This window comes from Pseudomonas sp. ChxA, assembly GCF_030263855.1.
GTDB classification, from domain to species: domain Bacteria; phylum Pseudomonadota; class Gammaproteobacteria; order Pseudomonadales; family Pseudomonadaceae; genus Aquipseudomonas; species Aquipseudomonas fluorescens_CB.
This window is the reverse complement of record NZ_JARPMK010000004.1, coordinates 82647-103217: the sequence shown is the minus strand read 5'-3', so window position 1 is coordinate 103217 and position 20571 is coordinate 82647. Positions and strand designations below refer to the sequence as shown.

At 53.1% G+C, this 20571-nt stretch carries 25 protein-coding genes; 18 read left to right on the top strand and 7 right to left on the bottom strand.

Annotated elements, in window-relative coordinates; genetic code table 11:
* The first annotated feature begins 318 nt into the window (after positions 1-318).
* The 6 genes from P5706_RS34415 (at position 319) to P5706_RS34390 (ending at position 6294) form a co-directional block, all read left to right on the top strand.
* On the top strand, positions 319-2919 hold the full coding sequence (locus P5706_RS34415) for an autotransporter family protein (protein ID WP_078465737.1): 2601 nt from the start codon (positions 319-321) through the stop codon (positions 2917-2919).
* 509 nt (positions 2920-3428) lie between these two features.
* Complete coding sequence (locus P5706_RS34410; protein WP_285685160.1) at positions 3429-3848, top strand: alpha/beta fold hydrolase; 420 nt, start codon at positions 3429-3431, stop codon at positions 3846-3848.
* A gap of 35 nt (positions 3849-3883) precedes the next feature.
* Positions 3884-4459 (top strand): hypothetical protein, encoded by a 576-nt coding sequence (locus P5706_RS34405; protein WP_078465739.1) that lies wholly within the window; start codon positions 3884-3886, stop codon positions 4457-4459.
* An 84-nt stretch (positions 4460-4543) separates the two neighbouring features.
* Positions 4544-4780 (top strand): hypothetical protein, encoded by a 237-nt coding sequence (locus tag P5706_RS34400; RefSeq protein ID WP_078465740.1) that lies wholly within the window; start codon positions 4544-4546, stop codon positions 4778-4780.
* A gap of 746 nt (positions 4781-5526) precedes the next feature.
* Positions 5527-5724 carry a hypothetical protein gene (locus tag P5706_RS34395; protein WP_078465742.1) on the top strand — a complete coding sequence of 66 codons (198 nt, stop codon included), beginning with the start codon at positions 5527-5529 and terminating at the stop codon, positions 5722-5724.
* A gap of 39 nt (positions 5725-5763) precedes the next feature.
* Positions 5764-6294, top strand: coding sequence for a hypothetical protein (locus P5706_RS34390; protein WP_078465743.1), 531 nt, complete (start codon positions 5764-5766; stop codon positions 6292-6294).
* A gap of 78 nt (positions 6295-6372) precedes the next feature.
* Here P5706_RS34390 and P5706_RS34385 read toward each other — a convergent pair whose 3' ends face one another.
* The gene (locus P5706_RS34385; RefSeq protein WP_153045939.1) at positions 6373-7290 is read right to left on the bottom strand and encodes an energy transducer TonB; all 918 of its coding nucleotides are present in this window, start codon (positions 7288-7290) and stop codon (positions 6373-6375) included.
* A gap of 173 nt (positions 7291-7463) precedes the next feature.
* Between P5706_RS34385 and P5706_RS34380 the strand changes: the two genes are divergently transcribed.
* Both P5706_RS34380 and P5706_RS34375 read left to right on the top strand, forming a co-directional pair.
* Entirely contained in the window at positions 7464-8165 is a 702-nt protein-coding gene (locus P5706_RS34380; RefSeq protein ID WP_078465745.1) for an ERCC4 domain-containing protein, read from the top strand.
* A gap of 4 nt (positions 8166-8169) precedes the next feature.
* On the top strand, positions 8170-8637 hold the full coding sequence (locus P5706_RS34375) for a hypothetical protein (protein WP_078465746.1): 468 nt from the start codon (positions 8170-8172) through the stop codon (positions 8635-8637).
* A gap of 50 nt (positions 8638-8687) precedes the next feature.
* Here the strand turns inward: P5706_RS34375 and P5706_RS34370 are convergent, their stop codons facing one another.
* The 3 genes from P5706_RS34370 to P5706_RS34360 form a co-directional block, all read right to left on the bottom strand.
* Positions 8688-9428: a TonB C-terminal domain-containing protein gene (locus P5706_RS34370; protein WP_169904209.1), complete on the bottom strand. Its 741-nt coding sequence runs from the start codon at positions 9426-9428 to the stop codon at positions 8688-8690.
* A gap of 559 nt (positions 9429-9987) precedes the next feature.
* Positions 9988-10791 (bottom strand): M48 family metallopeptidase, encoded by an 804-nt coding sequence (locus P5706_RS34365; protein ID WP_186353504.1) that lies wholly within the window; start codon positions 10789-10791, stop codon positions 9988-9990.
* Positions 10792-10802: 11 nt separating this feature from the next.
* Positions 10803-11039 carry a hypothetical protein gene (locus tag P5706_RS34360; protein ID WP_078465749.1) on the bottom strand — a complete coding sequence of 79 codons (237 nt, stop codon included), beginning with the start codon at positions 11037-11039 and terminating at the stop codon, positions 10803-10805.
* A gap of 494 nt (positions 11040-11533) precedes the next feature.
* Here P5706_RS34360 and P5706_RS34355 point away from each other — a divergent pair, with 494 nt between their 5' ends.
* Positions 11534-12028: a hypothetical protein gene (locus P5706_RS34355; RefSeq protein ID WP_153045940.1), complete on the top strand. Its 495-nt coding sequence runs from the start codon at positions 11534-11536 to the stop codon at positions 12026-12028.
* A 30-nt stretch (positions 12029-12058) separates the two neighbouring features.
* Here the strand turns inward: P5706_RS34355 and P5706_RS34350 are convergent, their stop codons facing one another.
* Positions 12059-12541: a hypothetical protein gene (locus tag P5706_RS34350; protein ID WP_153045941.1), complete on the bottom strand. Its 483-nt coding sequence runs from the start codon at positions 12539-12541 to the stop codon at positions 12059-12061.
* 309 nt (positions 12542-12850) lie between these two features.
* Between P5706_RS34350 and P5706_RS34345 the strand changes: the two genes are divergently transcribed.
* The 9 genes from P5706_RS34345 to P5706_RS34305 all read left to right on the top strand — a co-directional run bounded on the left by P5706_RS34345 (position 12851) and on the right by P5706_RS34305 (position 18786).
* Entirely contained in the window at positions 12851-13417 is a 567-nt protein-coding gene (locus P5706_RS34345; RefSeq protein ID WP_078465752.1) for a hypothetical protein, read from the top strand.
* A gap of 101 nt (positions 13418-13518) precedes the next feature.
* Positions 13519-15228 (top strand): protein-disulfide reductase DsbD domain-containing protein, encoded by a 1710-nt coding sequence (locus P5706_RS34340; protein ID WP_198834166.1) that lies wholly within the window; start codon positions 13519-13521, stop codon positions 15226-15228.
* Between the two features lie 9 nt (positions 15229-15237).
* Complete coding sequence (locus P5706_RS34335) at positions 15238-15621, top strand: hypothetical protein (protein ID WP_153045942.1); 384 nt, start codon at positions 15238-15240, stop codon at positions 15619-15621.
* Positions 15622-15713: 92 nt separating this feature from the next.
* Positions 15714-16151, top strand: a complete 438-nt coding sequence (locus tag P5706_RS34330; protein ID WP_078465755.1) for a hypothetical protein — start codon at positions 15714-15716, stop codon at positions 16149-16151.
* A 97-nt stretch (positions 16152-16248) separates the two neighbouring features.
* Complete coding sequence (locus P5706_RS34325; protein WP_285685147.1) at positions 16249-16755, top strand: hypothetical protein; 507 nt, start codon at positions 16249-16251, stop codon at positions 16753-16755.
* A 304-nt stretch (positions 16756-17059) separates the two neighbouring features.
* A complete protein-coding gene (locus tag P5706_RS34320) occupies positions 17060-17515 on the top strand; it encodes a hypothetical protein (protein ID WP_078465757.1) in 456 nt (151 codons plus the stop codon).
* A gap of 281 nt (positions 17516-17796) precedes the next feature.
* On the top strand, positions 17797-18195 hold the full coding sequence (locus P5706_RS34315; RefSeq protein WP_078465758.1) for a hypothetical protein: 399 nt from the start codon (positions 17797-17799) through the stop codon (positions 18193-18195).
* Positions 18196-18205: 10 nt separating this feature from the next.
* A complete protein-coding gene (locus P5706_RS34310; RefSeq protein ID WP_078465759.1) occupies positions 18206-18583 on the top strand; it encodes a hypothetical protein in 378 nt (125 codons plus the stop codon).
* Between the two features lie 14 nt (positions 18584-18597).
* On the top strand, positions 18598-18786 hold the full coding sequence (locus tag P5706_RS34305; protein WP_078465760.1) for a hypothetical protein: 189 nt from the start codon (positions 18598-18600) through the stop codon (positions 18784-18786).
* Positions 18787-19051: 265 nt separating this feature from the next.
* Here P5706_RS34305 and P5706_RS34300 read toward each other — a convergent pair whose 3' ends face one another.
* Positions 19052-19450: a hypothetical protein gene (locus tag P5706_RS34300; RefSeq protein WP_078465761.1), complete on the bottom strand. Its 399-nt coding sequence runs from the start codon at positions 19448-19450 to the stop codon at positions 19052-19054.
* Positions 19451-19668: 218 nt separating this feature from the next.
* Positions 19669-20433: a ParB/RepB/Spo0J family partition protein gene (locus P5706_RS34295; RefSeq protein ID WP_078465762.1), complete on the bottom strand. Its 765-nt coding sequence runs from the start codon at positions 20431-20433 to the stop codon at positions 19669-19671.
* Between the last annotated feature and the right edge of the window lie 138 nt (positions 20434-20571).

The window sequence follows — 20571 nt, the reverse complement described above, 5'->3', positions numbered from 1 at the left end:
TGAAACCCTTCACAGAGCATTCAGTCCCAATCTGAGGAAATTAATTTTTTATCCTCAAAAAAAACGTATATAAAACAGTGGTTTGAAAATTCCCTGAGAGTTCAGTTTGTCTGACGAACGGTAGTGTGCTAACTAAGCACCCGTTTTGGAGACGTATCAGGGTTGCTACAAAGGCGTTCTGCGGATGAGGATTTTGTCCACCCATTTTGACTGGTCGAAATGATTTTGGTCGTTATGCTCTTTTCCGCAGCCAGCATCCGAAGCAAATTTTAGCCCTTACGGACGCCGGACCCCCCACACATTGCAAGGATTCAACAAGTGAGCCAACACACACTGAGCAAGACCTTCCTGGCCCTGGCCATCACCGCTGCAAGCGCCAGCGCACTGGCTGTTCCTGCCGACCTGAACAAGGATGTTAGTGGAGCCAGCGAGGTGGCTTACTCTCGAGTCAGTTACAACAATGTAACCCTATCCGGCAACGCAAACCGCGAAGCGGATCAAGATGGTACCGGCTTTAAAGGTGCAACCATTACCGGCGACCTGACCAATAACGCGAATGTAACCGCTCACGGTCAATTCGTTGATGCGCTGGACTTGGATTCCTCGGACGACGGCGATGCAGTACCTACCACCGTCAGTGGCAACCTCACCAACAACGGGAACTTCGAACTCTCCGGCATGGCCCCAGTAGGTATCGTTACTGACGGCGCTACGATCGGCGGCAATTTTGTCAACAATGGCAACATGTCCCTGGTCGGCGCTGACAACACCATCGACAGCGACACCCCTCGCGCTATCGAACTGGGTAATACCCAGATCGGTGGCGATGTGATCAATACTGGCAAGCTCTCGGTTAGTGGCACGGGTTCTAAAGGCATTTACGCCTTCACATCCACCGGTACAAGTAATCTGGGCACCATCGGTAAAGACGTCATCAACAAAGGCAATATCGCCGTGTCTGGTAATGATTCGGCCGGCATCAGCCTGGAAAAAATCAACTTCGGCCATGACGTCATCAACGAAGGCACTATCGCAGGCAGCGGCAGCAACACCTCCGGCATCGTCATCAAAAGCCTGAACTTTAACGCCCTTAACAACATCGGCACCATCCAGGTCTCTGGTGACAACGCGGTGGGCATCCGCGTCGTCGACTCACTGGCCCCGGAAGTGAAGACTGCCACCAACGGCATCATCAACACCGGCAACATCATTTCGACTGGTACCGGGATCAGCGTGGAAAGCGTCAACTACGACCCTTCCGAGGGCGGAGATGACAATGCGAATAATCTGTTTGTAATTCACCAGAACGGCGGATCGATCGTCGGCGGCGAGAAATCCATCAACGGTAACTTCCAAACCCGCCTCGAGTGGACTGCCGGCACTATCACCGGCAACATGGAAGGCCTGAACCTCGTCCAGGTCGACGGCAATGGCACCTTCAATGGCCAAGAGATCGAAGCATTCTTGGTCGATGTGAACTCGGGCACCCTTTACCTGGCTTCTACCAGTACCAGCTTTACTGGTGATATGAACGTAGCCTCGGCGGGGACGCTGCAACTTCGAGTCAGCGATCAAACCAACCCGGCAACTCCAATCCTGAATGTGGCCGGTAACGCTACCTTCGCCAGTGGCAGCAAAATCGGTGTTACCGCTAACCCGGGTGACTTCACCGGCAACAGCCAAGGCACCACCTACACTCTGGTGAAAGCCGGTACGCTGACCGACAACGGTCTGTCCGTGGTGAGCAGCTCCGCACTACTGAACATCACCGGCTTCAACGTTAGCGGCGACCAAGTGACCGCAACCGTTACCGGCAAGTCTGGTTCGACTGTTGCCGACCTGATCGCCAAGATGGGCGCTTCAGGTAATGCATCCCGCGCTATCCGCCCCTTCACTGACAGCGTCCTGAGCAAGTTGGATGCAAACGACAAGGTCTTCAAAGCCTTCGCCAATGCTGATGAACAGCAGCTGGCTCGCTTGGCTGAGCAATTGTCCCCGAACGTGAACGGTGGCTCGACTCAAGCTGCACTGGGCGGCCAATCTCTGGTTTCCAACGCTTTGAACGGCCGCAATGCTGAAGTTCGCGGCATGTCCTCCGGTGACGTGCTGAAAGATACCGGCGTATGGGTCAAAGGACTGTACTCGGATGCAGACCAAGGCTCGCGTGATGGTGTTGCAGGCTACAACGCTTACAGCAGCGGTATCGTCATCGGTGCTGACGGCAAGCTGACCCCGGACCTGACCTTGGGTCTTGCCTACAGCTACATCAACTCGAAAGTGAACGGCTTGTACAACAAGACCGACGTCGATGCATACGCTTTGACTGCCTACGGCAGCTGGAACCAAGGCCCTGCTTTCGTAGACGGTAGCGTGACCATCGGTAAGAACGAAAACACCAGCAAGCGTGACATCGCAGACACCGTTGCAAAAGGCGACTACGACAGTGACCTGTTCGGTATCAACGTACTGGGCGGTTACGGCTTCAACTTCGACAACGGCTTCCTCGTCGAACCACGTGCTGCTCTGCGCTACAGCAACCTGAAGATCGATGGTTACACCGAGAAAAACTCCAGTGCTGCTCTCAGCGTCGGTGGCCAGCGTATCGAAGTAGGTGAAATCGGCGGCGGCGTTCGTGTCGCCAAGGACTTCAGCTTCATGAACGGTACGCTGAAGCCTTCGGCGACGGCCATGGCTTACCACGACTTCATCGGAGACAAGGCGAACACCACCAGCACTTACACACTGGGCGGCTCTCCATTCGTGTCCTCGGGCGCGTCTAGCGCTCGCAACAGCCTCGAGCTGGGCCTGGGCGCTGACTACTCGATCGGTGCGGTTACGGTAGGCGCGAGCTACTCCTACCTCAAGAAAACCGACTTCAATGCCGATACCTTCACGGTCAAGGCCCGATACGATTTCTAGAATAAATTCAGGATGTTAGAAGAAGCGGCCAGCATTGCTGGCCGTTATTCTTTTGGATGCACTTGCCGATAGCCTCCTTGAGGGACGCTATCGAGAGATGCATTAGAGAGAGGCTGAAAATGCTTAAGACTATGATCACCAGCATCGCCCTAGCCAGTGCTGCTTTGCTGGGAGGCTGTGCATCACCGGTAAACCTTGCCCAGTTTTCGACAGGCTCCTTGAGAGGAGCCGTGCTACAGACACCTACATTTCCTATTCAGGGAATGGTTCCCGCACCGGGGACTTACAAGCACCTACGTGTGTACATAGAGGGGGACGGCCACGCCTGGGCAACATCCTCCCAACCGAGCACTGATCCAACCCCACACTCTTCACTCATGCTTCAGTTTGCAGCTGAGGATTTAACATCCGCGGCGTACTTGGCCAGGCCATGTCAGTTTGTAAGGTCCAGCGCCTGCACCCTTGATGTCTGGACTGGATCACGCTTCGGTAAGCCGGCCATCGACTCTATGGATTCAGCCCTAACTGCCTTGAAACGTCGCTTCAATGTAGAGGCTTTTGAACTGGTTGGGCACTCGGGCGGTGGTGAGGTCGCGCTCGTGCTGGCCGGTATGCGCGATGATGTTGACCAGGTGCAGACCATTGCCGGCAACGTAGACCCGGTATTTTGGACAAAGCTCCACAAGCTGAGCCCACTCAAAGCCCCCATCACCCCTTTGGCGTACAAAGCACGGCTTGCTCAGATTCCCCAAAGACACATTGTTGGTTCCAACGACCCAGTGGTTCCCCCTTCAGTCGCGCAGGCCTACAGCGCTCAGCTTGACGGCTCTTGCGTGGAAATCGTTGTCGTAGACGCAACACACAATGATGGATACGGGACCCTGTGGAATCGCTTTTCTACCACCCCGTTGCTTTGTAAGTCGCGGTAAATAGCCGGCTTCGGCCGGAAGCAAGGAATGCTGTTATGCCTGGATTGTCCAAGGGACATCAGAAGCTGAGCTTGGCCGGCAAAAAAGAAGCGCTGCAACTGCTTCTGGCCACATCTCAGGGTTCATGTGCGGTACCAACGCTTGCTTTTGGCTCTCATGACCCAAGGGTCGTGGCGCTTTTCGATTGCGACTCCTGTTCAAGTGGCGCGATCCTCACCGAGGTAAAGCGCCCGGGCAAGCGAAAGCGTTGGCAGGTCGTCTGCAGTGAGTGCACAAAAAACAGTGGGGAAGCCTCAAAAAACCCTTGGACAGCCTCGCTGCTGTGGAACGGCGTAAATCTCTCTAGTTGCCATTATTGCGAACTGCCGCTGTTCGGCCTGGCAGGCATGTCGCCGAAAGAAGCTCATGACCACATAAAATCCATCCGCGGCATCCTGGTTCTAAGGATCTCACTTTGTGATACAGAGCTTCAGCTGTTCAGAATCGGAGAAAGCACGAGCAAGCCCGGCACTGGGTATGTAGAGCGGCTTGATGCCTACCTCAAGTGGGCGATGCTCGCGCACAGATTAATCAAAGCTTGCAAGGGTCGAACGAGCAACACGATTTCGTAGCATGTGTTTGGTTTGCTAGTGACAGATCTGGGACCTAGCATTGGGTCTGAATGGGCACACCCCCCAAAACATAGGAACTCACCCATGCTAGTCGCGTCCAAGAGCGGTTTGATTTCAGTCGTTGATCTGATTGAAGACACCAAGAAAACATGGGTCGTCATGGATGAAAAGGTCAAAAAAACCATAAGCAAAACCGACGCGAGCACACGGGGATTTAATCTGATGTCTGATGCGTTGAAGTGGGTCGGGGCCGATCCTGAGCTGATTCAAACCTTCCTAGCCAGTGAAGCCGAATCTGCTGAAGAGGCAACAAAGCATTGATACCGCGCATAGGTAGGCACGATTGGTTAAAAGTTGGCTCACCGGTGTTCTGGGGGGCGTCAGCCTTCACCTTGGCCGGGATTGCCGCTGTCGCCGTTTTGCCAGCTGCGACCTGGTCATCTGCGGGGCTTGCATCCTTTGGCCTCCTATCTGCTATTTCAGGTGTTATTTTCCTGATGAGGCGAACTGAGCCGCTTCGCCCTGCCATGAGGCAGACTCTCGGGGTATTCCTAATCGTTTACGGCGCCTGTGCAATTGGTGGTGGGCTCGCCGGTCACGAGGCCCCTACAACGCCGCTCAGGAGCTTGCAGCCACCAGCACAAACACATGAATCGCTATGGAAGCTTGCAAACAACGAAGGGGAAGGGCGGAACCTGATAGCAGCGGCCGTTGCGGCGCGACAGAAGAGTCTGATCCTTTGGACCGCGCCTGGCTGTACTGCATGTTCTTCAGTTTTGGATTTGACAGTTTTGAATCCGAGCGTAAACCCCAAACTTGCTGGCTATAGGCTTATTCGTATCGAAACCCCCGACGCGGCTACCCACAGCATTCGTGAGCAGTTTGGAGTGAATGAAACACCATCCCTCACTCTCATGTTAGGTGATGAGACTGTGCCGGCGTATGGGCGGATCGGAAGAGAGATTGATGCGCCGTCAGTGATGGATCTGTTGGATACCCAGGTTCAGGCGGAAGACGCCGCTCGCTAAGAATTAGGCCGTATAAAGTCTCCAGTATGGGAGTTAGCAATGACACGCATCGCAAGGATGAACATGATCATCAGTGGCCTGGGACATCTGGCCATGATGGCTTGCCTCATCTATTTCAGCGCTACGCTGACCAATTTCTTGATAGCCATTGTTGTGGTGAGCAGTGTTGAAGCTGTCCTTATTCATCTGTACAGAAAATACCGCTTGAGATCGAGAAAACCTGTTTTAAAAGGCTAATGGGCGGCTTTGGAACTGACGACTTAAAGAGGAATCACTTTGAAGGAAATACAGGGCAAGCAAATTGGGAAGCTCATTTCACCTCCGTTGATTTTTATTGGTTGGTGCTGCCTTTCATTCCTGTGGCGCGGCTATGTACCTAAAGAAATTTTCTGGCCAGTAACCGTTTGTACAGCTAGTTGTATGGCTATTTGCACTTGGCTGATTTTGTTCACTCGGAAAGCTGTACGAAATCGGGTGTATCTGAACGTAAAACCTAACGTGATCGAAATCGAAGGTGCCGAGCACTTCAGTGGCAAATTCTCGTCAGACTTACGATTTATCATCAGTTCCGATGCTTTTCAGAAAACGCTCGTGGATGTTGTCCTGCGCGAGTCGTACACCCGAGGCCGTTTTATGTTTCCGCGCGAAGCTGCTTACGTCCGAATCTGGCCAGGGGTTACCGGGATTACGGATCTGGAGGTTGAGGCTATCAACAAGGCCTTAGCTGAAGAGTTCGTTGAGTTTGAAGTCGAAATTGTTAAGGACGCTGATGCTCAACATGCTTATGCAACGGCGGTGCAGGCATAGCTGCCAAGCAGTCGAAAGTAGACTGATGTACATATGCGAAAAAGCCGACATCTAGTCGGCTTTTTTGAAGCAGCTGGTTTAGCCCGAGAGGTCTTCAGGGCTGAAGCGAACTCTGCGTTCTTGGTAAAGGCGCTTGTACGTACCGTCGGTGACCTGGGTCATTTCAGGCAGCTGCTTGACAGCCAGGATGGCAGAAGTCGCAGAGGAGTCGAATGCCTTGTCACCACTCGATTTGACCACCTTTGCCGACTCAATATGACCCTTACGCCCCATCTTGATCACGATCTCGACGGCCATACCGTTCCGGGCGCTTTCAGGCCGCTTCCAGTTTGAGATGATCTTCGATACGAGAATCCCGTCCACACTCTCCAGCACCTTGGGCTCTTCGACTACAACGGGTGCTTTGATCTGATCAAGTACAGGGTGGGGCTTTAACCCCATTGTTGGGGTTTGGAAAGCCGCAAGGATTGTGTCCCCAGCATTTCCGATACTCGCCTGAGGAGCTCCACTTTCACGCACCGGGGACTCTTCGATCCGAGAGTCAGTAGCTTTGAAGACTTTTACGCCGGCAGGAGTCGGGGCAGCCGGCCCTAGAGGGATTTCGGGCTTTGCGATACCCACCGGGATATCGTGCTGCGATTCCCGTACAGCAACCTTAGGAGTCGGGTGGGGTTCGGTTACGGCTGTCGCCGCATCTGGCTGGTCATTGCTCGTATCGGCTTGACTTGATGCAACAGACTGGACCTCATCTTGGGGTGCCTGCTCTTGTGGCGTGGAAATCTCACTTGGGCGCCCCAGGAGCGGCAGCATGGCAATCTGGTTATCTTTTAGCTGCGAAACAAGCGAGTTCAGTTTCCCGATCTCCCGCTGGCTCTCTTCATGCTGGGTCTTCATCTCGGTGCGTGCAGAGTTGACCATGATCAGCGCTGTGGCAGACATGGTTGCTAGGACCAATGAAATTGTCGACGCTAGGAGCGCCAGATGCTTTTCAGTCACCACTCATCCCTCTTGTTGGTGCGGATAGGGTAACGGCTTATAAGGGAATTCAAAGCCAAAACAGGGTGCCCGAATCCAGTAGGGATGATGGTTTTTCAGTATGCAGTTCGAAGTGGCAGAAACGGGCACAGTCGTTATATTGAAGACACTCCTAAACCGGACCAGGAACCGAAATGGTCAAGATATTTGTCGACTCCCGGGAAATTCCATCGCGCATCCCCGAAGCCCTTCGTGAGCTGGGTGCTGAAATCGCAACCGGGAATCTCGAAACTGGCGATTACGTTTTGGAAGCGAACCTAGTGGTCGAGCGCAAGACGGCTGCGGATTTCTGCGCCAGCATCATAGATAGCCGGTTTATCAACCAGGCCAACAAGATGGGGCTGAACTTCAAGAAAGTCATTTGGTTGATAGAAGGCGACATTTTTGCCGTCAGATCGCAGATCCACCCTGACGCACTAGATGGTGCGTTGAGCTACCTTGCAGTGGTTTTGGGTCAAACTGTCATCTGGTACAAAAGCCCGAAGCGGGCTGCGGGGATAATTTATAGAATGGCGAAACACGCCCAGACAGGGCTGGGGTATGAACCTCCCATGCGCAAAGGGAAAGTACCGGCGGGTATTGGCCAGGCACTATTCGATCTAGAGGGGAAGTGCGGTTGTGGTCCTGTAGCCGCCCGAAAACTGCTCAATCATTTCCGCTCTGTTTTCAGGGTCAACAACGCCTCGATAGATGAGCTGTGCGCGGTAAAAGGTATAGGGCCAAAAAAGGCTCAAGCAATTTTCGAAGGGATTCACTACGAACTGCCCGAAGGGGTGTCTGCTGACGATCAGCCAACCCTGCTGGCTGACCAGCCTGCACCTAAGTCACTGGTTTAATCATATGAAAATTTCAAACTTGGTTAAGACCCTTCGCAAGTTTGATGCAGATAGCTGCATTTTTGTGACCCTTGGAGAGGACGGTGAGCCGTACTGTGTATCGATCGAAAGCATCAGACTGGTCGCGGATGCCAGTTCAAAAGCCGGGATCTCAGTGCTCATTCGCGCTTTTGAGATACAGCACGGGAAATGTGCGAGCTCGCTTGATGACCCAGAATGGTTTCTCCGGGATTCGAAAGAAGAATACGATCTGACAAGTGCAGTTATCGAGGCGCTGACGGGATATAGCGCTGATGCAGAGGTATTTGTTGAGCTAGGCCCAGACCATAAACCTTATCAAGTGAAAATTGAGGCTGTCTCGGGCTTTGATGACTCAGCGCTTGAGGATGAGTGTAGTGAGTCTGAAGACTGTACTTCTGTTGGAATACGAGCATACGAGATACCCGCGAACTTCGTTCCCACAGCTGCATAAGGAAGGCCCGCTAATTTAGGGGCCTTCTTGTCTTTCCCTACCTCAATTGCTTACGCGCCGGCTTCGAACTTCACTGTGCGCTGGCGAAGATATTTCACGTATATCGCACGATTCACCGTGGCCATTTCAGGAATTTTGGCCAAATCAGCAGCAGCCTTTATCACTGAGTCGTCCACGTCCTTCGAACCGCTGGAAGTCGGCACCAGTGCGTTGGTAATGGTGCCGTCTGGAGCGAATTGGACTAGAACCTCTACTGACACGGGAGAAGTGGCTGACTCAGGACGCATCCATCGACTCTGAAGGCGAGCGACAAGCATCTTGTCGAAATTCTCAACGCCCTTCTTCTCTGCTTCTTCTACCTGCTTCTGAGCGTCAGCCTTCGCAGCCTCAATTTTGGCCACAGCGGCCTCTTGCTCAGCATCGAGCGCGGCTTTTGCTGTGCGGTAGGACTGTGACTGTTCGATCGACTGCTGCAGGCTGGCAATGCTCTTTTCGGAGGCAAGCTGTTTTTGCTGGATGGCTGCTTGGCTGATCTTAACCTCGGCCGCGTCACTGCTGGCCTGCACTGACTTAGCCTCGATGTTGAGGATCCGCTCACGTTGACTTTGCCAGGCATCATCCACCGCATTCGCAGCACTCATAGCCTTGAAGGAAGCATAGAACGCGATGACTACCAGGACCATCAGAACGACGATGGTGATAAGTGCGCCGGCGACGAGTGTCGTCCGCTTAACGTTAACGGTTGAGGCGTCGCCCTCAACCTGGCTAAGATTTTTAATTAGGGCTCGCATAGCGCTCCATCACTTCAGGGATTCACGCCTTCAGGCGGCTAGGCGGGCTGCCTAGCGCTGGATATTCTCCCCGTGATCCAGTGATGACTCCATTCAAAAGGGGGTCACCAAATTCACGTCTCGGGTCGTGGGGATGTATAAGCGGAGAGGGAGGTCAGCGGGATAACTTGAACAGCCGTGGTGCTTTTATCCAAACTCCAGCGCTGATACCCATAGCAACCCCTATCGTAGTAGGGATTGAGGCATCTGATGCCAGAGCGCATAGGGCAGCCAGAATTCCGTAAGTCGCAGCTATGGCTACCCTCGCGAAGGAATTCTGTTTGCGGACATGGGCTTTCATTCGAAGGAACCTTAATAGGAATGGGTGGGGCTAAGAGTAGGCGAGCTTGTAGTGCGGATTTGACGATCGCGAATTCGCTGGCAGCCTGGCTGCTTTCAGCAACTGAATGAGTTGGTATGGATGAATAGCTTAACGAACGGTGATGAAATGACTACTCAAACCCAGGCTTCGGAATTGCATGAACTCGATGAAGCCTGACCGGCCGCAAATGTGGCAAGGCTATTTCAGGCTAGCTTGGTAGAGAGGCATCACTTTAGGAATTGCAGCTTCGAGCAGCTTCATCCGATCGCCATCGCTCGGGTGAGTGCTCAGGAAATTCGGGGTGGACGAACCCTTGCTAACGGCTGCCATCTTCTTCCAAAGGGTGATTGCTGCGCGAGGGTCAAAACCAGCACGAGCTGCCAACTCCAAACCGATTAAGTCGGCTTCTTCCTCGTCGCGTCGACTAAATGGCAAACCTACCCCGGTGCTCAGCGCCTTAGTGATAGCGCTCTTACCTAACGAACCAGCACCCAGGACATTCGCTCCAACTCCTCCTGCAAGTTCAAAGACAGCATTCTGCGATGCCTGCTCCCGTCCATGCTCACGTATTGCATGCCCAATTTCATGCGCTAGGGCAATCGAAAGCTCGTCATCAGTGAGATTGAGCCTTTTGATCAGGCCGCTATAGACAATGATCTTTCCGCCTGGCCCGCAGTTCGCGTTCACAACGTCGGCATCGATGACGTTAACGAACCATCCCCACTTTTCAGCATCCGGGCGGAAGACGTGTGTTTGCATAACCAGCCGTACAGCAATCTGCTGGACATGTTTGCCAAGTGGAGAGTTCGTGATCAGGACTCCCGACGCCTCGGCCTTTTTCACCCCGGCCCGGTAAGACAGGGCATATGACGTGTCGACATCATTCTGAGAAAGGCCGGCAAACATGTATTGAGTTCGATCCACGCCTACTACGCCTGGATTGGTTGTCTGAATGCCGCTGCAACCCGCCAGAAGGGCAAGCGAGCCAGCTAGGCCGAGCATCAATATCCTTTTCACTTCACACTCCCGCGGTCACGCTTATCGGCCTTGGCAATCATTTCTGGGGTGGCACGCTCGTTGTTGACTTCATTCACTTCGCAACCAGCAGCCCGGAACAAAGCATCAGCTGCTTCCTCGAGTGCCTTCCGACTTCGGGGTCTGGCTCTGCTCATCTCTTCGTTCAGCAAAGGTACCAAAGCATCAAGTTGGGATTGGCTGAGGACGAAACCTCGAAAAATAGGGCTGAACATCACTTACCTCCCGGGCCGTGCAGATAAAAGGGGCTTGGCCATGAGGACAAGAATAACGGCCGCAACCTGAATGGCTACATTTTGGGGCACTTGATACCCCTTTTTTGGGGATGATGCGAGCCGAAATGGCCTCATACTTGATCGACGCCCAACTTAATCCAGCGGTATAGCTGATGCTCCAGATGTTCTTATCCCTGCTCCTTATACCCACGGCAGCAATCACCGTATGGCACCTCGCCCTGAGCCGCATAAGCCGTTTCACATGGCGCGCGTACCAGATAACTGGTGCGATCGGGGCCCCTGTCCATGAGCTATCTCATTTGTTGGCCTGTATCGCGTTCCGCCTGCAGGTCCAACGGGTAGCGCTTTACACGCCTGGCAGAACAGATGGGTGCCTTGGATACGTAGTATTCACAGCCAACCCCAGATCTATTTTCAATAACGCGGGAATGGCAGTACAGGGTGTTGCACCCTTGATCGGAGGTGCGACGATCGTGCACTACGTCCTGAAGGGCCAAGGTCTTGTGAGCGTGCCGTCTGAGATATCTGGCGATCCAGGCTGGATCGTTGATGAGGCAGTTAGGACGTTGAATGCCACTGTCGTGATGGCTGCGTCTGGCGGCGTGGGTTTCACTGTACTGCTGGGAATACTGGTGATCGCCATGCACTCCATTCCAAGCTGGGCAGATGTACGAGTTGGGCTGAAGGGTTCGCTGATGCTGGGAGTTACTGCAATATTCGCCGGCGCGGCTAGTGAGATAGCGGCCTCATATGTGAGCTTCGGGAGCAGCGTCCAATCATTAGGGCTGCTCATAACGTACTGGATTCGGGTCACCCTTGAGATGGGGCTGACCGGAGCCGTCAGGCTTGTCACGCTTGCCATGATTGGGGGCCTGGGACTTGTAGTTGTGCCGGGGATTCTCTTTGAGGGCGTAGCTGGAGTAATTAACTCGCTCAAACGCCGACACATCACGAGCATTGACGAATAATCGCAGAGCTGAACCGACGCCCGCGCCTTCTTACTCCTTCACCTCGGGCATCAGATCAGCCACCTCGGGGCGATAAAGTCCTTTCTGCTGTTCGTAGAAATACCGGAGCTGCTCAGGTGGCATAGGCGCATCCCCTCCGATCAGGAAGGCTCTGAGCTCGTAGCTGTCACCAATCGGCCAATCCAAAGTGATGATATTCAGGGCAGGGGCCTTGCCCAACATCGACCAGGTAGGCAGCGAACGGACGTAGTGAACGATCATCACCTCAAGGGGAATTAGATCCCGCAGATCCGGCGATGGAGCCTTATCCATTGCCCAGAGCCCGAAGACAAGTCGGAGCTTGGGGTCCGGTTGCTTTGTGAGGGATGTTAGCTGGGTAGCATCTGCACTGAACACAGCGTTTCGCTCATCCGCATCCTTGAGTAGCTTAATCGGGACTCCAGTTGCGCGCCGCACACCGACGATAGGGCTGTAGCTCAAAATTGAAACGGTTGAATAATCGGGAAGGGCCATCTCACTCTCCATGGCGGGGCTGATCATTCAGTGCAGGGTAACAGCGCGAACTGAATAGTCGATACCAGCTCTACGGCCCAATGGATGGAGGGGTAACGGGTTTGGTCAACCCTAGCGCTATTTTGTACCGTCATTTTGGGTTGAGACGGCAGGGTATTGTTGAAATGATGGTTATAGCAGGTCGCCCACAGCCCGGAACAACGACCGCTGCCCTTCAACCCATCACCAGCGAGGGCGGAGCTATTCGTCACTACGACCGGTGGTCAACTCAACGGCCGGCCTTTCATTCCCCCGCCCAGGAAAGCAATCATGTTCCGTAAACTCTTCGACTCGCTAAGCCTTAAGCCTCGCAAACCTGTAGTGCATATCGATTCGGCTCTCCTCAAGGCCACCTCAGTCGATAGCTCAGCCCCAGGGATCCAAGCAATTGACGTAAACCTAGAACAAGGCCCAAGCCAGAGCTGGATAGATCACGCATACCCATTGAAGCAAGTTGTAATCGAGATCCATGGCAGCGCTCAGACGACTCTGGCGCACTTAATTGCTGAGCTTGACCAGGTATTCCTGAAACTCATCAAAGGCGAAACGGTAGGCGAACGTAGTGACGGGGTCGTAACCCATAAGTATGCGTACCAAGAACAAGTACCAGGCCCATCGTTCTTCGACGAGCCTGTGGCATTTCACCCAGAAGCACCAACCGCCGGGCAGGCACTGTTCGTTCGCCTGCAGGGCACCCGGCATAGCAACTTCCCTGACATCAACAACCTGATCGCTTCTGTAATGAACGAAATCAACTCGAAAAAAACATCGGGATCCGCTCATGACGATGACTTCGGCTACTCATTTGCCCTCGTGTGCGCCCCTAACCTGAACTGATCAGATGTCCCAGTGGAGGTGGAAAAGCCCCACCCGTTTTGGGCGGCTTGCCCGAAGCAAGTGATCTAACATGGCTGCTCTTCCTGAAGGTGCGGCCCTCAATGTTCCGAAGCTTTATCTCTGCCATCATCGGGCTTACCTGTCTCGCGGTGCTGGTACCTGCTCATGGGTTTGAATTCACATCAAACCAAGACTTCCTCCCAGTCCATGAAGCGTTCAAGGTTTCCGCAACTGGCACTCCAGATTCCGTACAAATTCGCATCCTGGCAGCGCCTGGGTACTACTTGTACAAGTCCAAATTGAGTTTTCAAGCTCAGGGCGTTGGTGTTCGGTCAGGCGCAGCAGTGCTGCCCGCGGGTGAGCACAAAGCAGATCCCTATTTTGGAAACGTGGAGGTTTATCACGACACATTGGTGGTACGCCTACCAGTTCAGAACCATGGTGCTGATGGCTTTGACGTGAGGGTTGGCTTCCAAGGGTGCGCCGAAAAAGGTCTTTGCTATCCCCCTGATCAACAGATCATCCGTATAGAAGGGGATGCAGGGATTACAGCCGCCAGTGACTGGAGCGCAATGTCAGTGGTTTCCGCATTCATAGCGGGCCTGAAACTGTTCCTCACACCAGGTGTTTTGCCTGTCATTCCACTACTCGCGTTTCTGCTTCTACTCGATAAACCCTCAGTCCGAAGAGGCATCACTATAGGACTAGCTTTCACGGCACCCATGGCGACAGGTCTTGTGGTCCTCAGCTCAGCTATAGCGCTAACCGAAGCCGGCATCGAGATACAGCCCATCGCTCAGTCCGCATGGATACTCGTACCGTCAGTATTAGTTCTGTTGGGTCTGGCTGTTATGGAAACTCACATTGGCAAAACCCGGCGAGATGTCCATGGACATCACGCCAGAAGAGTCTTTGTATTTTTTGCCGGCGCCCCATGCGCAGTAATGCTGGGCTTAGTATCCCTTATCTACACAACACCATTCACCTCATCATCGATGGCAGCGGTGATGCTGTACCTCAAGGCAGGGGGTGAGCCCATTGGAGGGATAGCGCAACTTGCCGGGATCGCATTGGGTATGAGCAGTCCGCTGGTGCTGTTTGCCGCGACATTGGGAGGACTGCTTTCCTCAGTTGGGAAGTGGAATGAGGCGATTCTGGTGTTCGTTCGCGCGCTTCTGGCCATTGTCGGAGTTTGGGTGCTTGGACGTGTGCTGCCAGGGCCGGTAACACTGGGCCTTTATGGGGTAGTGGCGGTCTGTTCGGCCGTGTCACTTGGAGTTTTCGGATCACTGGGGTCAGCGCTATCGCTGTCAAGTAGGGTCGCCGCGATTGCCGTCTTGTTATATGGGATCGCCGCATGGATCGGGATGCTCAAAGGCGAAACGTCACCCTTACAGCCTCTGGGTCCAGGCATCTCCTCAGAGGCCCCCCGTGAACAGCCCTGGATATTGGTCAACACACCACAGCAGTTGGCCATAGCCCTTGCTGAAGCTAAGACTGCGGGAAGCCCGGCTCTTGTGGAGTGGGTAGCGAGTTGGGCCCCAGGGAGCGACCAAGTTGCCGACACAGCGCGGCACGTTACATTGATAAGAGACAGTCTCGGGGCTTTCAAAACTATTCGAGTCGACCTCAGTCAGGGTGGCCATTCGGTTCGCAGCTTATTGGAGCTAAACGGACTTTTGGGCCCCGCATCTGTTCAGGTGTATCGCTCTGATGGGGTTGAGGTTCAATCATCCAGGCTTGTCGGTGTAACCACGGCCAAGGAGATCGCTAAGTCGCTGCAGGCTATCGATAATTATACGGATAAGTGAGGATGCGTAATGAATACACTTCAATCTAAACCTCCTAGCCAGGATGAAGCCCGTGGACGGCTCACGAAAGATCAATTCATAGCTTTACGATCACTTGCAAAGGGTCATTGGGTACAAGGAAGTGCGATTCAGTGGAAATTCAACCGAACCTGGCTCTCGGTACACGTATCGAATACCTTTTTGGATACGGTTAATTCGCTTCAAATACGGGGCCTGGCCATCAAGGGGAAATGTTGCTTGAAATGCAAACGTGACGTCTACCTGCTGACCGAGGCCGGATTGCAGCTTGTAACTCATGCCAACTCTCCTTACCAAAATCGCCAAGTGAAAAGGGAGGCAGCGATCAAAAAACAGAGCATCACCTCCCGACTGCTCTACTGGCTTGGTAGATAGCCGATAGACCGATATGGAAATAAACCAATTACAATTCTGCGCCATGATATCTATTTAAATATTGCGCTTTTGCATTAAGGTATGTGAAAAATATGAAAACTTTAGTCGGAATGTTTTGGGGAATGGTCGGCGGGGTATTTGTTGCCTGTGGAATAATTCTGTTCACCCAGCTAATTGGGGCCGGAGCCGATTTGCTTGGCTTTACTGAATGGACTTATCGTTACTACATGATTTGCCTCAGCGTATGCTTCGCCTTTCTAATTATGTCGAAGCCTGCACGTAAATATTGGAGGTTCATGACAGTTTTCTTTGTTGCAGTTGTCTTGGTAATTGGAGTTGGTTTCAATACCTTTCTTGATACATCAAGCGCCAATGCTCAAATGGATCAGATTGCGAATAGTCTCCTGGCGATGTCTTTGATTGTGGCTAAAGCAGTCATGTACGTGGGTCCAGGTGCCTTGACAGCATTTTATGCGTTTGTAGCGTTCAACGGGGTGTCAAAAGGTAATGCTAGCAAAACTCTCAACTGATAGCTGAACGGTCTGTCACCTGAACCCTTGATTTCGGCAGTTTAAAACTGGCTGCTAAATTACCAGTTACTAGGCGAAAGTCCTCATAGGAATTTACATGAAACGAAATATGCCCACCGCTCTAACGGTGCTGGCTCTTGCGGTAGGGATCGCCGTTGGATATGCAATTTGGCATACCGATCCAGTTGAAACCCAGGTCATACCACCGGCTTCTTTGAAAGATTTTTCACGGCGAGCGCTGGAAGATTTCTGCGGACATAGTGCTGTATTCTCCGGCTTGGTAAGGCCCGGTACTGTTAAAGATGGTGTGCGCGAACAGAAGGTGGTGCGCGGCTTCCAGATGATCGCAAAACCGCTGTCAGACAGGGCAGCAGTTTGTTCCGTCAAGGCTTCGATCATAACCAGAACAACCCAGCAAAACGGTAACTCCATGGAGATATCGGGGGATACTCATCTGACTTACCTCGTTGCGCTTAATGGCGATTCAGAAATCATTTCGGAGGAGTTTGCAAAGGAATTGCTCAACTCTCACGTGATCCAAGTTGTGGCTTCAAACCTTGGCAACGACGGCACCATCGTTCCGAAAGTTAAACTGAAATTTTAGTTGGGCGTCGGCTCGATGCCATACGCTTTAAGCATGCTCTGAAGGATCGCAGCTGTAGGTTTCTGAAATAGATGCGCCATCTGATTGGTGAAAGCCTCAATCGGCGGTGCCAGGTTTTCGGAATACCTGCGACTGCTGATGGCAATTGATGCGACTGCCCTAGGATCTGTCCATAATAGCTGCGACGGCCTGTGGAATCTTCAAGGGGAAGTCGCTCAGCTGCATTCCAAGCTCAGCCGTTGCTGGGCCGAGTCATTAGGAGAGGGGCTCTTTTCGCTCCCTTTGATCATCAGGAAGACACTTTATGAAAGCCCTTGTAATCACTGGAGGCCCTGCGTCTGGAAAGTCGTTCCTGCTTTGGCATATGCGGCCGCACCTTAAGATGCTCATGCTTGAGCCAAGCCTAATGCAAGAGCCTATCTGGGAGCCGCCGCAGGATGAGGTAGATGCCGTAGTGATCGACCACTTCACCCGCGTGCCCAATATCACAGAGATAGTCACCCGCGCTGTCAAATGGTGCGCCGGAAACGACTGTCCTCTTATTTTGGTTGGTCAATCAGGCACCGCTTTGGATCAGGTAATGCACCTGCTGCAAGGTGAGCGGATCGTCATGCACCTGGAGCGTAATTTTGACTCGGGCCATGTCCGAGTGGCGATTGGAGGGCACGTCGATGACCTATCAGTCGAATCGCTGACTGGGAAAGCATTGGGCTTGCTCGGAATGGAGATGAGTGACTTGCGGCCCAGCCAGAACTGTTAAGGGAAATGGCTATGAAGATTCTGTGCCTGCTAAGGCGACACGATTTCCATATCGCCCATGGCCACCCTGCCGGCAAGCTGGGTTACTGCATTCACGAATGAACCAGGTGCAGCAAAGCAGTCGTGAGCGATCCCGGTTTGGGCGGCCCGTACCCGATCCTCAATACTCAGGCCGCTATCGAACGGGATGCCTCGAAAGCAGCAGCGTGCAGCTCGCATCGTCAAGCTGAAGCGTAATTACGGGCTCAAGTGAGCCCTCACAGCCACATCGGAAATCGAAAAATGGACATTCAGAACGCACTTTGGAAACTGCACGCGCTGGGCGATAGCTCGGTGCTGGGCGATCATTACCGCGCCGCTGGCAAGCTGGCCGCAGAAGTGTTGAACAACGTTCGCAACTTGGCCGATATGGGCGCAGGCGAGGGCTTGGCAGAAGTCTCGACAGTGGTGCGCACCCTGGCAGAGCAAGCTTCGAAAGTTGACGAGCAGTCGATGCAAATTCACACCCTGGAGCAAGACAATGCGCGCCGTACGCAGTTGCTCACAGAGCTGCTGGAGTATGCAGAGCGACAGGATGTTGAGCTGAACCCGGCAGGTGTCGATTTCGACGAACCACCGCTTTACGGGCTGGTTCGCGAGTGGGCAAATCCAGTCGACCACGCAACCGCCACAGCGGCCTAGGAAAACAACGATGAAATTGATTTGCGCTGCCTTGCTCGGCCTGATTGCAAACTACGCTCTAGCTGGGGACGACGCCAAGACCGTGGCCTATAACAAAGAACTTGGGGCTGCGATGATTGCAGCTGCATGTGCTGCCAAGGCGCAGCCAAGTTCGACGGTCGGTGCAGATGGCTCTATCACCCAAGCCTATGACGCCAGCTCCGAAGACCTGCACCACTGCCAGTACGTCAGCGAGATGAGCGCTTCTGGCTGTGTACAGACTGCAGACTGCCAGGGTTATGAGGATTGGACGCGGGTCAATCCGGCTATCTCGCCAGACCTTACTCGCGAAGCGTTCCTGTCCGCCCTAGAGGCACGGAAGGCTTCGTCTCACCGCCAAGACAACTGATCACGGAGAGCCGTATGAAAGCGAAGGATTTGGTCATTCGTAAATATCCCGAAGCAACTGCTGTAAAAGAAACTGGGACTTTTGCTGGTGGCAAGGTGCGATACAAAATTTTGATTACCCCAAAATCGCGCAATGTTGCTGGTTGGGGACAGCGCGAATCTTGGGCCTGGGCCGAAGCCGCTCGTGAACTCAAATTGATGTAGAAATTCGCGGCGGATCTGCCAGCGAGGTTGTCGTGCAAGCTCTTGAGCGGTCGCGCTTAGAAGCCTAGGTAAAAAACGCTCCACACCACCGGCCCGCTCATGCGGACTCTATTTTGTCTTGGTAATAGCAGTTATTTCCAGCATTTCGCATTTATTTCAAGAACCGACAGCAGCGCTTTAGAAGAGTACCCTCTACAGGGAGCTCCAACAGGATTGATCCATGACGAAAAGGGAGCCGAGGCTCCCTTTTCTTGTCAGAATGAAATTAGTTTTTCAGACGGTTAAATGCGTCAGTAATCGCTTCATCAGTGAACTTGTAACGTTGACCACCTACAATTTGGACAGTCCAAGGGTACTTCGGCCGGCGAGGGTGATATCCCACGAGGTTGAACTCGCCGTAAGACGATGATTTCAGGGTCGTATCAGGATCGACGCCTCGGTGCTTGCATTCCAGCTCAAGTATCGTACGCTCTTGACTCACGCCTCCCGGAATGCGGATTTTAAGCTGAACAGTCAGTTCGCTTCCTGAAAAAGAACCGTTCCCAATTTCAAGCTCATAACCGGTGCTCAATCCATTCATGGCCTTCTGGATGCACTCAACAGCCGACTTTGCTTTCGTGCGGTCAAAGTTAGCTGCTGCTGCTGGGTTGGCTGCTTGTGTCATGGTGATGCTCCTCTATGAATGTGGAGCCATTTCAACCCACTCTAGCGCGTGCCAGAACCCGCAGAAGAGAATTACAGAAATATGGTCTGCGACACTTTCACGCCCAGCGTGCTTACTTGCAGAACGCGTGCTGAAAGGGCCAGTTACTGCATGGGGCTGTGTGCAACAACTGGCAGTGCGTTCACTCCCGTGATCCCTGGGGGCTTAGTCTTTCGCTTCTACAAATTGCCATCATCGTCGCGAAGTTCATAAATCACAGACAGAGCAGCGTTAACTATCGGGTTTAGGCGAATCGCATCTGCAACCACTTGCTCTCGCTCTCCATCAGTCAGGTTCTGCCAGATCCCGATGTTAGGGCCGCTGAATGCAACATCGGGCTCCTCAACGTCGAAATAGGCCTCGATATAGGTCAAGATGAACTGGCCGCAATCATCACCGCGACCCTCTATGTGTAGCCGGCCGTTCGCTAAGCCTTCCCAGAACATGGATAGGTCCGCCTCCAAGTTACTGGAGTCGACTGCACTTTCTTTCATGAGGAGTTGGACGTCCTCGAGGGAGAAGTCGCTTTCTAAAAGTCTGCAAAACCCGGTGCCAAGCGGTTCGTCGATCTTGTAGGGTGCCGTCGAGGTAAATCCGACAACATCCATAATCGCGATGGGCTGGTCGATCATCTCAGCATGAGGGAACTCCAGCTCTCCGAGTGGCCGCATGTTATCCATCATCGAAAGCTCAAGGGCTTCAGCGTCGTTAAGCTGTCGAACCTCAGCAGGAATTGTCTCCAGTCCACCAACTATTGCGCCTTTCCAGCGGACCAAGCCGCATACGACTTCGAAGAGATCGCCAACGGGCCTGACAATCAGCGGTTCGCGAATGCCATGTACTTTGATGTCAGCGGCCATGGCCTCTACCTGGGCATTGGGTTCAGCAGGGCTGCCTAGGGCTTTGAAGTATTTCAATCGTGAAAGGGGGATCTGAATGATCATAGACACTGGAACCTTTGCCTTGGTTAAACAATTTCATAAGGATGAAATCAGTATAACCCCGTTCATTTGTGGGATCCCTTGCAGGTGCGTCAGGGTTCGGCTGAGCGAAAATCCTCGTGCACGATTTACCGCTACGAT

Excerpts from the sequence above, each read along its gene's own strand:
- P5706_RS34315 (WP_078465758.1), top strand. The coding sequence starts at position 17,797 with ATGGACATTCAGAACGCACTTTGGAAACTGCACGCGCTGGGCGATAGC.
- P5706_RS34300 (WP_078465761.1), bottom strand. The coding sequence starts at position 19,450 with ATGACACAAGCAGCCAACCCAGCAGCAGCAGCTAACTTTGACCGCACG.
- P5706_RS34360 (WP_078465749.1), bottom strand. The coding sequence starts at position 11,039 with ATGTTCAGCCCTATTTTTCGAGGTTTCGTCCTCAGCCAATCCCAACTT.
- P5706_RS34295 (WP_078465762.1), bottom strand. The coding sequence starts at position 20,433 with ATGATCATTCAGATCCCCCTTTCACGATTGAAATACTTCAAAGCCCTA.
- P5706_RS34345 (WP_078465752.1), top strand. The coding sequence starts at position 12,851 with ATGTTCCGTAAACTCTTCGACTCGCTAAGCCTTAAGCCTCGCAAACCT.
- P5706_RS34340 (WP_198834166.1), top strand. The coding sequence starts at position 13,519 with ATGTTCCGAAGCTTTATCTCTGCCATCATCGGGCTTACCTGTCTCGCG.
- P5706_RS34395 (WP_078465742.1), top strand. The coding sequence starts at position 5,527 with ATGACACGCATCGCAAGGATGAACATGATCATCAGTGGCCTGGGACAT.
- P5706_RS34400 (WP_078465740.1), top strand. The coding sequence starts at position 4,544 with ATGCTAGTCGCGTCCAAGAGCGGTTTGATTTCAGTCGTTGATCTGATT.
- P5706_RS34335 (WP_153045942.1), top strand. The coding sequence starts at position 15,238 with ATGAATACACTTCAATCTAAACCTCCTAGCCAGGATGAAGCCCGTGGA.
- P5706_RS34305 (WP_078465760.1), top strand. The coding sequence starts at position 18,598 with ATGAAAGCGAAGGATTTGGTCATTCGTAAATATCCCGAAGCAACTGCT.
- P5706_RS34405 (WP_078465739.1), top strand. The coding sequence starts at position 3,884 with ATGCCTGGATTGTCCAAGGGACATCAGAAGCTGAGCTTGGCCGGCAAA.
- P5706_RS34380 (WP_078465745.1), top strand. The coding sequence starts at position 7,464 with ATGGTCAAGATATTTGTCGACTCCCGGGAAATTCCATCGCGCATCCCC.
- P5706_RS34375 (WP_078465746.1), top strand. The coding sequence starts at position 8,170 with ATGAAAATTTCAAACTTGGTTAAGACCCTTCGCAAGTTTGATGCAGAT.
- P5706_RS34330 (WP_078465755.1), top strand. The coding sequence starts at position 15,714 with ATGAAAACTTTAGTCGGAATGTTTTGGGGAATGGTCGGCGGGGTATTT.
- P5706_RS34325 (WP_285685147.1), top strand. The coding sequence starts at position 16,249 with ATGAAACGAAATATGCCCACCGCTCTAACGGTGCTGGCTCTTGCGGTA.
- P5706_RS34370 (WP_169904209.1), bottom strand. The coding sequence starts at position 9,428 with ATGCGAGCCCTAATTAAAAATCTTAGCCAGGTTGAGGGCGACGCCTCA.
- P5706_RS34350 (WP_153045941.1), bottom strand. The coding sequence starts at position 12,541 with ATGGCCCTTCCCGATTATTCAACCGTTTCAATTTTGAGCTACAGCCCT.
- P5706_RS34310 (WP_078465759.1), top strand. The coding sequence starts at position 18,206 with ATGAAATTGATTTGCGCTGCCTTGCTCGGCCTGATTGCAAACTACGCT.
- P5706_RS34320 (WP_078465757.1), top strand. The coding sequence starts at position 17,060 with ATGAAAGCCCTTGTAATCACTGGAGGCCCTGCGTCTGGAAAGTCGTTC.
- P5706_RS34410 (WP_285685160.1), top strand. The coding sequence starts at position 3,429 with ATGGATTCAGCCCTAACTGCCTTGAAACGTCGCTTCAATGTAGAGGCT.
- P5706_RS34365 (WP_186353504.1), bottom strand. The coding sequence starts at position 10,791 with ATGCTCGGCCTAGCTGGCTCGCTTGCCCTTCTGGCGGGTTGCAGCGGC.